This window comes from Actinokineospora sp. NPDC051303 (genome assembly GCF_055586285.1).
On sequence record NZ_JBVJIN010000050.1, the window covers coordinates 1 to 13,305 of the forward strand.

The window sequence follows — 13,305 nt, forward strand, 5'->3', positions numbered from 1 at the left end:
GCTCCCCACCCGTCTTTCCCACGACGGGATCTTCCTTCGTAGGGGCCCCAAAGAAACCACTCCACCCCATCGAGCAGACCCCGGAACCCAGCCCCACGCCCAAGCCCTCACCCGCGCGACAGCAAACCCCACCCTCCCCGGGGGGCCGCCCCGCTCCAGTCTATCGGCCTCAGGGGATTCTGGAAGAGGCCCGCGAAATCTGTGGACAACTTCGGCCAATGTGGACAAACGCCGACGTGACAGGCGGCGAATACGGGATAATCCGCGCGCCAGCGGACCCAGCGGACCCAGCGGACCCAGCGGACCCAGCGGACCCAGCGGACCCAGCGAACCCAGCGAACCCAGCGAACCCAGCGAACCCAGCGAACCTACGCCGCGGTCTCCGAGTGACGGACAGGGCGGATGCGCCTGCGCTGCTGCGCGGGAACAGTCACCCGGCCAAGAGCCGAGTTGACCGCAGCCTCCACAAGAGCCGCGAGTTCCCGGCGATCGGTGGCGCGGCCGGGAGCGACCTCGTCAAGGACATGGACCTCCAAGACCAGACCGCGCAGGCGAGCGACGCGGCGGATCGAGTCCAGGATTGTCTCGTCGCCGATGAAGGCGGGGGCGGTGGTTTCGCGGCCGTCGGCGGTGCGGAAGCGGAGGGCGACCGGGCGCACTGGGACGCCGCCGTCGATGGCAGCTTGGAAGACGGCGTGGCGGAAGCGGCCCACGCCTTGGCCGCACCAGGTTGTGCCTTCCGGGCACACGTAGACCAGGGAGCCGGAGCGCAGCACTTCCGTCAGGTGGGCCATGGTGCCGGGGAGGGAGCGCAGGCTTTCCCGGTCCAGGAACACCGTGCCCGCGGCGGCGACGACGCGGCCGAGGATGGGCCAGGAGCGGATGTCCTTCTTGGCCAGCGCGCGCATGGGGCGCACGGCGTTGACCGCGGCGATGTCGAGCCAGGACACGTGGTTGGTGGCGACGAGCGCGCCGCGGCCGTGGCTCGCGCGCAGGGCGTCGCCGCCAGTCACGAGCAGGCGGACGCCGAAGGCGCGGAGCAGGGAGTGGAAGACGGCTTTGGCGAGCAGTTCGCGGCCCGCGCTGCCGATGAGGGGCATGACCGGCACGGACAGCGCGCTCACCATGAGCACGCCGAGCGCGCCCGCGAGCCGGGCCGAGGCGCGTAGGTGGCTGACGGTGGGCTCGTCGCCGGTGAGGCAGGTCGGGCCGCACGGCGAGGTGGGCATCCAGTCGTGCGCCATGGCTATTCCCCCAGGAAGAACTTCAGGTAGCGCTGGTCCACGTCGGCCAGCCCCAGCAGCACGAAGAAGTCGGCGACGCCGAAGTCGGCGTCGAGGGCGGGTGGGCCGCACACCTTGGCGCCCAGGCGCAGGTATCCCTTGAGCAGCGGCGGCAGCACGGTGCGGGCGGGCACGGCGGCGGACTCGGTGTCCCATGGGGTCAGCGGCCGGACTCGGTGCTCGTCGCCGGTGTAGTGCTTGTCGCGAACGGTCTGCCACACGCCCGCGGCCAAGGCGCCGCCGTCGTCGAGGGGCACGGACGCGCAGCCCGCAAGCCAGTCGTGGCCGGACAGCAGCATGTACCGGGCGATGCCCGCCCAGACGAGGCTGACCACAGCGCCGGTGCGGTGGTCGGGGTGCACGCAGGACCGTCCGGTCTCGACCAGCGCGCCCCGGATGCCCGCGAGGGCGGCGAGGTCGAACTCGGTGTCGGAGTAGAGCGAGCCAGCGACGGCGGCGCGGTCGGGCGGCAGCATCCGGTAGGTGCCGACGATCTCGCCGGTGGAGTCCTCGCGGACGACGAGGTGGTCGCAGAAGGCGTCGAAGTGGTCGATGTCCAGTCCGGGCGTCGTGGTCGCCAGCGTGGCGCCCATTTCCTCGGCGAACACCCGGTAACGCAGTCTCTGCGCTGCCTCGACCTCGGCGCCGTCGTGCGCGACGAGCAGCGAGTAGTGGGAAGTGTCTGTTCCCGGCTTAGCCGTGCTGACCAGCACCTGGGCCTGCGTCATACGTCAGGTTTACGGGCCGGTCGGCGACCTGCACGTGCCCATTCCCGTGACGGGTCGGTGGAGAATCAGTGAATTGCGGGTTCCGCCGCTTTCGCGGCGCCCGCGAACGTGAAAAGGGGCGGCTCCCCGCGGGGAACCGCCCCTTGCCACTGGCTGGCTGGTGATCAGCCCTTGCGCTTGCCGACCTCGTCGGTCAGCTGCGGGGCCACGGCGAACAGGTCGCCGACGACGCCGAAGTCGGCGATCTCGAAGATCGGCGCCTCGGGGTCCTTGTTGACCGCGACGATGGTCTTCGAGGTCTGCATGCCCGCGCGGTGCTGGATCGCGCCGGAGATGCCGAGCGCGACGTAGAGCTGCGGGGAGACCGTCTTGCCGGTCTGGCCGACCTGGAACTGGGCCGGGTAGTAGCCGGAGTCGACCGCGGCGCGGGAGGCGCCGACGGCCGCGCCGAGCGCGTCCGCGAGCTTCTCCACGACCTCGAACTTCTCCGCCGACCCGACGCCGCGGCCGCCGGAGACGACGATCGAGGCCTCGGTCAGCTCGGGGCGGTCGCCGCCGACGATGGGCTCCTGGCCGGTGATCTTGGTGGCCTTGGCCGCGTCGACCGCGGGGACCTCCACGGTCTCCTCAGCCGCCGCGCCCTGGGCCTCGACCGCGTCGACGCCGCCGGGGCGGATCGTCACGATCGGGGTGCCCTTGGTGACCTTGGACTTCACGGTGAACGCGCCACCGAAGATGCCCTGCACGCCGACGACCTCACCGCCGGTGGACTCCACGCCGACCGCCTCGATGAGGATGCCGGAGCCGGTGCGCACGGCGAGCCTGCCCGCGACCTCCTTGCCCTCGGCGGTCGCGGAGACGAGCACCGCCGCGGGGGACTTGGCCGCCACGAGCGAGGCGAGCACGTCCACCTTGGGGGTGACCAGGTAAGCGGCCACGTCGTCGGACTCGGCGACGTAGACCTTGGCGGCGCCGTAGGACGCCAGGGATTCCTTCACCTTCGCGGCGGTGCCGGGCGCGGCGACCACGACGGCCGCGGGCTCGCCGATCTCGCGGGCCGCGGTCAGCAGCTCGAAGGTGACCTTCTTGACCTCGCCGCCGATTTCGTCGACGAGGACCAGGACCTCGGACACTGTTCTTCCTCCTTCGCTGCTGATCTCAGATGAGCTTTTCGCCGACGAGGTAGGCGGCGATCTTGCTGCCGCCGTCACCCGCGTCCTCGACCCGCTGGCCCGCCGCGCGCGGGGGCTTCGGGGTGGCTTCGAGGACGGCGGAACTCGCGCTGGCCAAGCCCACCTCGCTCGCGTCGATGCCCAGGTCGGCGACGGTGAGGGTGTCGACCGGCTTCTTCTTGGCCGCCATGATCCCCTTGAACGAGGGGTAGCGCGGCTCGTTGATCTTCTCGCCGACGCTGATCACCGCGGGGAGGCTCGCCTGCAGGTGGGTGAGACCGGCGTCGGTCTCGCGCTCCACGGTGATGGCGCCGCCGTCGATGGTGACCTTGCGGGCGTGGGTGAGCTGCGGGTAGCCCAGCACCTCGGCCAGCATGGCCGGGATCGCGCCGCCGCGGCCGTCGGTGGCCTCGTTGCCCGCGATGACGAGGTCGACGCTGTCGACCTTGCCGATGGCGGTGGCGAGGACCTTGGTGGTCTGCAGCAGGCAGGCGCCGTGCAGAGCCGGGTCGGAGACGTGGATCGCCTTGTCCGCGCCCATGGAGAGGGCCTTACGGATGGCCTCGGTGGCACGGTCGGGGCCGACGCTGAGCACGGTGACCTCGCCGCCCTGCGCCTCCTTGATCAACAGCGCTTCCTCGACGGCGCGCTCGTTGATCTCGTCGAGCACCGCGTCAGCGGACTCGCGATCCAGCGTGTGGTCGGAGTCGGAGAGCTTGCGCTCCGAGTAGGTGTCTGGCACCTGCTTGACCAGGACAACGATGTTTGGCATGGGTCTTCTTCGACCTCCTGGGAACGAGCACCGTGTTCGCCGCCGACGGCAGCCCAGCGCGACTACATTTTCGTGCGGTTCGGCTGACCATGCCATGTCGATCGGCCGGTTGGCACGGTGGCCTTTGCCACCGAGATGTTACTCGTGAGTAGTGAGCGCGCAAGCCCGGGGCCCCCTCTGGGGAGCCGTGACGGTTCTCACCAATTCGCCGGTTCGATACCCCCCGTTCGGGTTAGGGTCCCCTCCTATGAGGGTCGCCGTCGTCACCGATTCCGCATCCTGCCTGCCCGCCGACCTGGCCAAGCAGTGGGAGATCACCGTCATCCCGATGCGGATCCGAATCGGCGGACGCCTCGACGACGAGGTCAGAGTGCCCAGACAGGACCTGCTCGCCGCGCTGCGGGCGGAGGAGCCGGTCACCACCGAGCCGCCTGATCCCGCCGCGTTCTACTGGGCCTATCAGGACGCCGCGGCGAGCGGGGCGGACGCGGTGGTGTCCGCGCACGTCTCCGCGTTGCAGTCGAAGACGTTCGAGCACGCGCGCGAGGGCGCCGAGCACGCGCGCATCCCGGTCCGGGTGGTGGACTCGGCGACCTTCGGCATGAGCCTGGGTTACGCCGTGGCGGGCGCGGCGCGGGTGGCCAGCGCGGGCGGCGGCCCGGCGCGGGTGCTCGACGCTCTGCACCGCAGGCTCGACGGCAGTTCCGCGCTGATCTATGTGGAGACCCTGGAGTACCTGCGCCGCGGCGGGCGCATCGGCGCGGCGGCCTCGCTGATCGGCACCGCCCTCTCGCTCAAGCCGCTGCTCACTGTCGCCAATGGCCAGATCGCGCCGCTGGACCGGGTGCTGGGCGCGGCCCGGGGCTTGCGCAAGCTGGTCGACACCGCGGTGAGCCGCGCGGAGGACCGGTCGGTCGACATCGCCGTCGAGCACGTGGGCGTGCCGGAGCAGGCGCGGGCCGTGTTGGACGCCCTGGCCCCGCGCATCCCCGGTTTCCGCGGCGGCGTCATCACCGAGGCGGGGTCCGCCGTGGCCGTCCACCTTGGCCCCGGGACGGTGAGCGTGACGGTCTCGCCCGCGTGAGCACGACGAAGGCCGCCCCTCCACTGGGGAGCGGCGGCCTTCGTGCGGTGACGACCGCGGCGACCGACCAGGCGCGGGTGGTCGGTCGCGGTCGGGCGAACCGGCGCGGACTCAGGCGGTCGCGGGGAGCCACTTCGCCCGGCCCGGCGCGGTGGGCACCCAGCAGCCGTTCGCGGAGGTCTCCGGACGGAACTGGTGGAGCGCGTCGGGGGTGCGGTCGTCGGGCAACTCGATCATCTGGCGCAGGACGTCGGTGGCCCATCCGGTGCGCTGCCAGAGCACGAACTCCGGGTTGAGCACGTCGGCGGCGTCGCCGGGCAGCCGGGAGGCGATGACCTCGTTCTCGGCGTGCAGGCGGACGACGTCGATCACGTTGTGGTGCGCGCGGACGCCGACGACGGCGGTGATCTCGCCGTTGGCGTCGCGCGGGTGCAGGAACTCGAAGCCGCGGGCGACCAGCTTGCGCAGGTAGGTCTCGGCGGTGGGAATCCGGACCACGCCGCCGGTGACGGCGCGGGTGAAGGAGGCGATCACGGGTCCGGAGAACACCAGGGCGGGCCCTTGGACGTTCTTGGAGTCGCGGATGGCCGTCCGCCCGCCCACGACCGGGCTCACCTCGACACAGTTGCCGACCGCTCCGCTGCGGCTGCCCTTGCGCCAGCGCGCCCCCGGCACCTCAGCGGCAGACACTCCGTTGTGGATCTCGGTCACCTCTGGACCCCGCCTTCCCGACTCCTGTCCGCAGTGCAGATGCACGTGCATTTGGTGGTGATGACGGTAACACGGTCGGATGGCCCAGCAAATGCACGTGCATCCGATCGTGTCGCTCGATTGGGTAAACCAATGTGCTTCCGGACACAACAAGTTGACGCGGGGTGAGCGGGTCACCCGGCTGAGCGGTCTAGATCTCCGCGCGCCGCTTGCTCAGCAGCTGCCGGGACCGGCTCGGCGTCTCCGCGTCGACGGTCAGCCGGTCGACAACCCGGCTGTAGCTCTCGATCTCGTCGGTACGGTCCAGGTAGAGCGCGCCGCCGAGATGTTCGATGTAGACCAGGTCAGGCAGCTCCTGCTCGGTGAAGCGGAGCATGGTGAACGAGCCCTCGGCCGCGTAGCCGCTCAGCGCGTACGGCACGACCTGCAAGGTGATGTTGGGCAGGCGGGTCAGCTCAAGCAGGTGCTCGATCTGCTCGCGCAGCACCCGGGGACCGCCGATGGGGCGGTGCAGCACCGACTCGTCGATCACCGCCCACAGCTTCGGCGCGTCCAGCCGGTGCAGCACCTTCTGCCGGGACATGCGCAGCGCGACCCGGCGCTCGGTCTCCTCGCTGACCAGCTCCGGCCTGCCGTGGTTGGCGATGATCCGGGCGTACTCCTCGGTCTGCATCAACCCGGGGACGAACTGCAGCTCATAGGTCTGGATGCGCGCCGCGGACTCCTCCAGCCCGACGAAGTCCTGGAACCAGTAGGGCATCAGGTCGTTGTAGCGGTGCCACCAGCCGGGCTCGTTGGACTGCTTCACCATCGCGAGGAACTGCTCGCGCTCGACCTCGTCGGTGACCCCGTACATCGTCAGCAGGTCGGCGACGTCGCGCTCCTTGAAGCCGACCCGGCCCAGCTCCATGCGGCTGATCTTGGACTCCGAGCCGCGGATGGCGTAGCCCGCGTCCGCGCGGGAGATCTCGCAGCGCTCACGCAGCCTGCGCAGCTGCGAGCCGAGCACGATCCTGCGCGCGGTGGGTCCACCGGTCCCGCCGTCACCACGGCCCTCGGCCACGACCCGTCCTCCCAGTGTTTCCACGTCGAACCCACCGTGGCGTGAACCTTGCGGGCACCCCTAAAGTGACCATACTCCTTGACCGCGCAACGTCCATGCTCCACGACGCTCTGTGAGGAATGATGTCGACCTCCGGTCCCCCAGTGACCGACCACGACACGCCTGTCTATATCGACACTTCCAGAGCGAGTATCGCAAGAGTTTACGACGCGTTTCTCAACGGCAAAGACAACTATGAGATTGATCGCGAGGTCGTCCGCCGCGTCCGGCGGGTGGCGCCCGAGGCGGCGCGGCTCGCGTTCGACAACCGCGACTTCCTGATCAGGGCGACCAGGTTCATCGCGCAGCAGACCGGCATCCGGCAGTACCTCGACCTCGGGTCGGGCTTGCCGACCGCCGAGAACACCCACCAGGTCGCGCAGCGAATCCGTCCTGACTCGACCGTGGTCTACGTGGACAACGACCCGGTGGTGCTCGCGCACGGGCGCGCGTTGCTGGAAGAGAACGACCAGACGCACTTCGTCTCCGGGGACATCTTCGAGCCGGAGCGGATCCTCGAAGACGAGACCGTGCGCAAGCACCTCGACTTCGACGAGCCGATCGCGCTGTTCCAGATGGGCACCATCCACCACTACGACGGCGCACGCGAGCCCGCCGACATCATGGCGGCCTACATCGACGCGCTTCCCTCGGGCTCGATCGTGGGCGTCAGCCATTTCCTCGACCCCGAGACCAGCGAGCACACCCCGCTGGCCCGGCGGATGGAGGAGGTGTTCCTGCACAGCCCGATGGGCACCGGCCTGTTCCGCACGCGTCCGCAGATCGAGGCCATGTTCCCCGGCCTGGAGATGATCGAGCCGGGGGTGGCGGTGTGCGCGGAGTGGTGGCCGGACGGCCCTCGGCTCAAGCCGATGGACCCGGTCCAGTACTGCATCGTCGGCGGGCTCGGCCGCAAACCCTGACCCGTACTGATCAGTAGCGCATCGGCTACGGTGCCCCGGTGCCCACCGACACGACTCCACAGCCCGACCAGCTGCCGCTCACCGGCGAGCGGACGGTGCCCGGCATCGCTCAGGAGAATTACTGGTTCAGGCGCCATGAGGCGGCGTACCTCGACCTCGCCGGGCACTGCGCGGACGCGGTGGTGCTGGAGGCGGGCTGCGGCGAGGGCTACGGCGCCGACCTGCTCGCCGCGCGGGCCGATCTCGTCATCGGGCTGGACTACGACGAGGTGACCGCGGCCCACGTGGCGAAGGCATACCCGTCGGTGCGCACGGTGCGCGGCAATCTCGCCGGGCTGCCGCTGCGCGCGGAGTCGGTGGACGTGGTGGCGAACCTGCAGGTCATCGAGCACCTGTGGGACCAGGAGGGCTTTCTGACCGAGTGCCGCCGGGTGCTGCGCCCGGGTGGGGCGCTGCTGGTCACCACGCCTAACCGGATCACGTTCTCACCCGGCCGGGACACCCCGCTCAACCCGTTCCACACCCGCGAACTCGCCGCGGACGAGCTGGACGGGCTGCTGCGGGACGCGGGGTTCGCCGTCGAGTTCCTCGGCGGGCTGCGGCACGGGCCCCGGCTGCGGGCCCTCGACGCCGAGTTCGGCGGGTCGATCATCGACGCGCAGATGGCAGTCGCGGTGTCCGGCGAGCCGTGGCCCACGGCGCTGCTGGCGGCGGTCGCCTCGGTGACCGCCGACGACTTCGAGATCACCGCGGACGACGTGGCCGCGAGCCTCGACCTGGTCGCGGTCGCGCGGGCATGAGCGAGCTCGCGAGCGAATCACCGGCACAGTGCGCCGAACATGTGAGGTGGCGGGCATGAGCAAGCTTGCGAGCGAATCATCGACACAGTGCGGCGCGAGCGACACCACCGAACTTGTGAGGTGGCGGGCATGAGCGAGGTCGGCGGGTTCGCGCTGGTCCTGCACAGCCACCTGCCCTGGCTGCCGCACCACGGCACCTGGCCGGTGGGCGAGGAGTGGCTTTACCAGGCGTGGGCCAACTCTTACCTGCCTGTCGTGGACCTCTTGCGCCGTTTCGGCGAAGAGGGCAAGCGAGACGTGCTTACCCTCGGCGTCACCCCTGTGCTTGCCGCGCAACTGGATGACCCGTACTCGCTGCGCGGTATGCACGACTGGCTGGGCAACTGGAACCTGCGCGCTCAGTACGCCGCCGTGCGCTGGCGCGGCGCCGACCCGCTGCTGCGCGAGGTCGCGGCCGCGGAGTACCGGGCATCGGACGCGGCGCTGACCGAGTTCGAGACGCGGTGGCGGCACGGCTTCTCCCCGGTGCTGCGGCCGCTGGTGGACGACGGCGTGGTCGAGCTGATCGGCGGACCGGCCACGCACCCCTTCCAGCCGCTGCTGGACGAGCGCGTGCGCGCGTTCGCGCTGCGGGAGGGCCTGTCGGACACCGCGCTGCGGCTCGGCCGGGCGCCCGCCGGGATCTGGGCTCCGGAGTGCGGGTACGCGCCGGGGATGGAGGCCGGGTACGCGGCGGCGGGCGTGGCGCGGTTCCTGGTCGACGGCCCCGCCCTGCACGGCGAGACCGCGTTCGCGCGGACCGTGGGCGACTCGGACGTCGTGTGCTTCGGCCGCGACCTGGAGGTCACTTACCGCGTCTGGTCTCCCAAGGCGGGTTACCCGGGAGACCCCGCTTACCGCGACTTCCACACCTACGACCACCCGTCGGGTCTTAAGCCGTCTCGCGTTACCGGACGGCAGGTAGCACCGGAGGACAAGCGGCCGTACGAGCCTGTCTTGGCGGCTGAGGCCGTGCGGCGGCACGCCGAGGACTTCGTGGACACCGTGGTCCGCCGGTTGCGCGACCTGCGCGAGCGGCACGGCCGCCCCGGGCTGGTGGTCTCGGCGTACGACACCGAGCTGTACGGGCACTGGTGGCACGAGGGCCCGGCGTGGCTGGAGGCCGTGCTGCGCGGGCTGCCCGAGGCGGGCGTGCGCGTCACCACCCTGCGCGGCGCGCTCGACGCGGGCTATCTCGGCGGCCGGGTCGACCTGCCGGTGTCGTCGTGGGGCTCGGGCAAGGACTGGCGGGTGTGGGACGGCGAGCAGGTGTCCGATTTGGTGGACGCGGGCGCGGCGCTGCAACGCGATCTGCTGGACCTGATCGATCGCCAGCCGGTCGGCGTCGGCCGGGATCTCGTGCTGGACCAGGTGGCGCGCGAGGCGCTGCTGGCGCTGTCCAGCGACTGGGCGTTCATGGTCACCAAGGACTCGGCCGCCGACTACGCCCGCCGCCGCGCGAAGACCCACGGCGAGCGGTACGCCGAACTCGCCTCGCTGGTCCGCGCCGGTGCCCGGGACCGCGCGTCCGCGCGGGCCGCCGACCTGGTCCGCGAAGACGGCCTGTTCGGCGGACTCGATGCGCGCGGGCTGCGTACCGGCGAGTAGGGTTCACAGACCCCGAGTGCGAGGATTCCGCTCACCATGCGCGTGCTGATGCTGTCCTGGGAGTACCCACCCGTCGTCGTCGGGGGCCTGGGCAGGCACGTGCACGCCGTCGCCCGCCACCTGGCGGGCCAGGGCCACGAGGTCGCCGTGCTGTGCAGGCACGAGGCGGGCACCGACGCGGGGACGCACCCGACCGAGGACGCCGAGCACGACGGCGTGCGGGTGGTCCGGGTGGCCGAGGACCCCACGCACCTGGTGTTCGAGAAGGACCTGGTCGCGTGGACGCTGGCGATGGGCCACGGCATGATCCGGGCGGGCCTGGCGCTGCTGGCGGACTGGCGCCCCGATGTCGTCCACGCGCACGACTGGCTCGTCACCCACCCCGCAATCGCCCTCGCCGAGCACGCGCGCGTGCCGCTGGTGGCCACGATGCACGCCACCGAGGCGGGCAGGCACAGCGGCTGGCTGTCGCAGCCGCTGAACCAGCAGGTCCACTCGGTCGAGTGGTGGCTGGCCAACCGCGCGGACGCCCTGATCACCTGCTCGTCGGCCATGCGGACCGAGGTGGCGCACCTGTTCGAGGTCGACCCGGCCGCGATCACGGTCATCCACAACGGCATCGAGCCGCGCAGTTGGCGGGTGCCGCCGCGCGCGGTCCGCGAGACGCGCGCGGCGCACAGCCCGGACGGGGCGCCCCTGCTGCTGTTCTTCGGCAGGCTGGAGTGGGAGAAGGGCGTGCACGACCTGGTGGCCGCGCTCCCCCGGGTCCGCCGCTCGCACCCGGGCACCCGGCTGGTGGTGGCGGGCAAGGGCTCGCAGGCCACGCCGCTGGTCGAGCTGTGCCGCAAGCTGCGGGTGCGCCGGGCCGTCGACTTCGTCGGCCACCTGTCCGACCCGGCACTGGGCGCGATGCTGGCCGCGGCCGACGCGGTGGTCCTGCCGAGCCGCTATGAGCCGTTCGGCATCGTCGCGCTGGAGGCGGCCGCGGCGGGCGCTCCCCTGGTGTCGTCCACCGCGGGTGGTCTGGGCGAGGTGGTCATAGAGGGAAAGACAGGACTGTCGTTCGCCCCTGGCGACGCCGACGGCATCGCCTCGGCGGTCCGCCAGGTCCTCGACGACCCGGCGGGAGCCCGGCAACGCGCCCGCACCGCCAAGTCCCGACTCCCGGTGGACTTCGACTGGGACCGGATCGCCGCGCAGACGATCGCGGTTTACCGGTCCGCGACAGTCGGAGAGCATCTTCCGCTGGGCCGCCCCAAGATCGCGTCGGGTAACGCTTTCGGCCCCTAAGACTCCAGCGTCTTCTGGAGGGCCTTGGCCGCCTTGCGGGCCATGTCGGCCACGGCCACCCGGCGTTCGGCGTCGGCCTCGTAGGCGGTCAACCGGTTGCGGACGACCCGCGCGGGAATGCCCGCTGCGACCGCGAAGTCGGGAACGTCGCCGCGGACCACCGCGTGCGCGCCGACGACGCAGCCGCGCCCGATCCGGGTGCCCTTGGTGATGGTGACCTTGGTGCAGACCCAGGTATCCGGCCCGATGCGCACCGGGGACTTCACGATGCCCTGGTCCTTGATGGGCTGGTGGATGTCGGCGGTCACGTGGTCGAAGTCGCAGATGTAGACCCAGTCCGCGATCAGCGCCGCCTCGCCGAGCTCGATGTCGAGGTAGCAGTTGACCACGTTCTGCCTGCCGAAGACCACCTTGTCGCCGATGCGCAGGGACCCCTCGTGGCAGCGGATCGCGTTCCCGTCGCCGATGTGCACCCAGCGGCCGATCTCCAGGCGGCCGAACCCGGGCCGGGCGTGGATCTCGACGTCCTTGCCCAGGAACACCATGCCGCGCAGCACGACGTGCGGGTTGGCGATCCGGAACTTCAACAGCCGCCAGTAGCGGACCAGGTACCAGGGCGTGTACGCCCGGTTGCGCCGCACCCAGCGCAGGGATTCCCTGGTCAGGAACCGCGCCTGGGCCGGGTCGCGGCGGGCGCGCGACCAGAACCGCAGCCGGGAGGCGACCGGGGAACCCCACATCGACGTCATGGCAGAAGACGTTAACCCAGGGGCAGGCGCGGGACGGCAGGTGGTGGCGGAGCCGGGTGATGGCAAGGTGAGGGCATGGCCCGACTGATCATCGACACCGACCCGGGCGTGGACGACGCGTTCGCGCTGACGCTGGCGGCCCGCTCGCCCGAGGTCGATCTGCTGGCGGTGACGACCGTGTTCGGCAACGTGGGACTCGCGGCGACCACGCGCAACGCGCTGCGGGTCTTGGCGCTGCGGGCGCGAAGACGTGCCGGTGGGCGCGGGGGCGGCGCGGCCGCTGGTCTACCCGCAGCCGTTCGAGGCGAAGGCGGTCCACGGCGAGGACGGGCTGTCCGGGCGCGCCGACTTCCTGCCAACGCGCGCCCGGGACGTCGAGGTCGAGGACGCGGTGACGCTGCTGGCCCGGGTGCTCGGCGAATCCCCCGAACCGGTGACGATCGCGCCGATCGGGCCGCTGACGAACATCGCGCTGCTGCTGGCGGCGCACCCGCATCTCAAGCGGAAGATCGACCGGCTGGTGATCATGGGCGGCGGGCTGCGCGGCGGCAACAGCACGGCCGCGGCCGAGTTCAACCTGTGGTGCGACCCGGAGGCGGCGCGGCGGGTCTTGGTCGAAGAGGACGTTCCGGCGGTGCTGGTCCCCATCGATCTGACTTACCGCTGCGCGGTAGACGGCACGTGGTTGACCAGGTTGCGTGAGTCCGGGCCGCTGGGCGAGGAACTGGAAGCGCTGACCACGGTCTACCGCGCGCACTACAACGAATCCCTCGGTTTCGACGGCACGGTGCTGCACGACGCCGTGGCCGTCGCCGAGGCGATCAGCCCCGGAATCCTCGCCACGACGAAGGTCCCGATCCATGTCGACACCAACTTCGGCCCCGGGCGCGGCTCGGTGATCGCCGACCGGCGGCTGACCGCCGCCGAGGACCAGCCCGGTTTCCGACCGGTCGACATCGCGCTGGAGACCGATTTGGACGGTCTGCGCGAGTTCATCTTGGACGGTCTCCGGTAAGCCACGGCCGCTCCTGAGAAGACGAACGG

At 71.1% G+C, this 13,305-nt stretch carries 12 protein-coding genes and 1 pseudogene; 6 read left to right on the forward strand and 7 right to left on the reverse strand.

Annotated features, from left to right (window positions below; translation table 11 throughout):
• Positions 1–368: 368 nt before the first annotated feature.
• The 4 genes from ACZ6SD_RS27030 to ACZ6SD_RS27045 form a co-directional block, all read right to left on the reverse strand.
• Entirely contained in the window at positions 369–1,244 is an 876-nt protein-coding gene (locus tag ACZ6SD_RS27030; RefSeq protein ID WP_465319808.1) for a lysophospholipid acyltransferase family protein, read from the reverse strand.
• 2 nt (positions 1,245–1,246) lie between these two features.
• On the reverse strand, positions 1,247–2,011 hold the full coding sequence (locus ACZ6SD_RS27035; protein ID WP_465319809.1) for a GNAT family N-acetyltransferase: 765 nt from the start codon (positions 2,009–2,011) through the stop codon (positions 1,247–1,249).
• A 164-nt stretch (positions 2,012–2,175) separates the two neighbouring features.
• Positions 2,176–3,144 carry an electron transfer flavoprotein subunit alpha/FixB family protein gene (locus tag ACZ6SD_RS27040; RefSeq protein ID WP_465319810.1) on the reverse strand — a complete coding sequence of 323 codons (969 nt, stop codon included), beginning with the start codon at positions 3,142–3,144 and terminating at the stop codon, positions 2,176–2,178.
• Positions 3,145–3,169: 25 nt separating this feature from the next.
• A complete protein-coding gene (locus tag ACZ6SD_RS27045; RefSeq protein WP_465319811.1) occupies positions 3,170–3,955 on the reverse strand; it encodes an electron transfer flavoprotein subunit beta/FixA family protein in 786 nt (261 codons plus the stop codon).
• Positions 3,956–4,202: 247 nt separating this feature from the next.
• Here ACZ6SD_RS27045 and ACZ6SD_RS27050 point away from each other — a divergent pair, with 247 nt between their 5' ends.
• Positions 4,203–5,039, forward strand: a complete 837-nt coding sequence (locus tag ACZ6SD_RS27050) for a DegV family protein (protein ID WP_465319812.1) — start codon at positions 4,203–4,205, stop codon at positions 5,037–5,039.
• 111 nt (positions 5,040–5,150) lie between these two features.
• On the opposite strand, the gene ACZ6SD_RS27055 is transcribed toward ACZ6SD_RS27050, so the two are convergent.
• Together ACZ6SD_RS27055 and ACZ6SD_RS27060 are read right to left on the reverse strand one after the other, a co-directional pair.
• Positions 5,151–5,750 (reverse strand): DUF397 domain-containing protein, encoded by a 600-nt coding sequence (locus tag ACZ6SD_RS27055; RefSeq protein WP_465319813.1) that lies wholly within the window; start codon positions 5,748–5,750, stop codon positions 5,151–5,153.
• A 190-nt stretch (positions 5,751–5,940) separates the two neighbouring features.
• Positions 5,941–6,813 carry a helix-turn-helix domain-containing protein gene (locus ACZ6SD_RS27060; protein ID WP_465319814.1) on the reverse strand — a complete coding sequence of 291 codons (873 nt, stop codon included), beginning with the start codon at positions 6,811–6,813 and terminating at the stop codon, positions 5,941–5,943.
• Between the two features lie 122 nt (positions 6,814–6,935).
• On the opposite strand from ACZ6SD_RS27060, the gene ACZ6SD_RS27065 reads away from it, so the two are divergent.
• The 4 genes from ACZ6SD_RS27065 (at position 6,936) to ACZ6SD_RS27080 (ending at position 11,512) form a co-directional block, all read left to right on the forward strand.
• Positions 6,936–7,775: an SAM-dependent methyltransferase gene (locus ACZ6SD_RS27065; RefSeq protein WP_465319815.1), complete on the forward strand. Its 840-nt coding sequence runs from the start codon at positions 6,936–6,938 to the stop codon at positions 7,773–7,775.
• Positions 7,776–7,813: 38 nt separating this feature from the next.
• Entirely contained in the window at positions 7,814–8,575 is a 762-nt protein-coding gene (locus tag ACZ6SD_RS27070) for a class I SAM-dependent methyltransferase (protein ID WP_465319816.1), read from the forward strand.
• A 129-nt stretch (positions 8,576–8,704) separates the two neighbouring features.
• Positions 8,705–10,222 (forward strand): 1,4-alpha-glucan branching protein domain-containing protein, encoded by a 1,518-nt coding sequence (locus ACZ6SD_RS27075; protein ID WP_465319817.1) that lies wholly within the window; start codon positions 8,705–8,707, stop codon positions 10,220–10,222.
• Positions 10,223–10,258: 36 nt separating this feature from the next.
• Positions 10,259–11,512, forward strand: a complete 1,254-nt coding sequence (locus ACZ6SD_RS27080) for a glycosyltransferase family 4 protein (protein WP_465319818.1) — start codon at positions 10,259–10,261, stop codon at positions 11,510–11,512.
• Here ACZ6SD_RS27080 and ACZ6SD_RS27085 read toward each other — a convergent pair.
• Positions 11,509–12,261 carry an acyltransferase gene (locus tag ACZ6SD_RS27085; protein ID WP_465319819.1) on the reverse strand — a complete coding sequence of 251 codons (753 nt, stop codon included), beginning with the start codon at positions 12,259–12,261 and terminating at the stop codon, positions 11,509–11,511. The two genes, ACZ6SD_RS27080 and ACZ6SD_RS27085, sit on opposite strands and share 4 nt — an antisense overlap.
• Before the next feature lie 75 nt (positions 12,262–12,336).
• On the opposite strand from ACZ6SD_RS27085, the pseudogene ACZ6SD_RS27090 reads away from it, so the two are divergent.
• Positions 12,337–13,276: pseudogene (locus tag ACZ6SD_RS27090) on the forward strand (nucleoside hydrolase).
• Positions 13,277–13,305 lie beyond the last annotated feature (29 nt).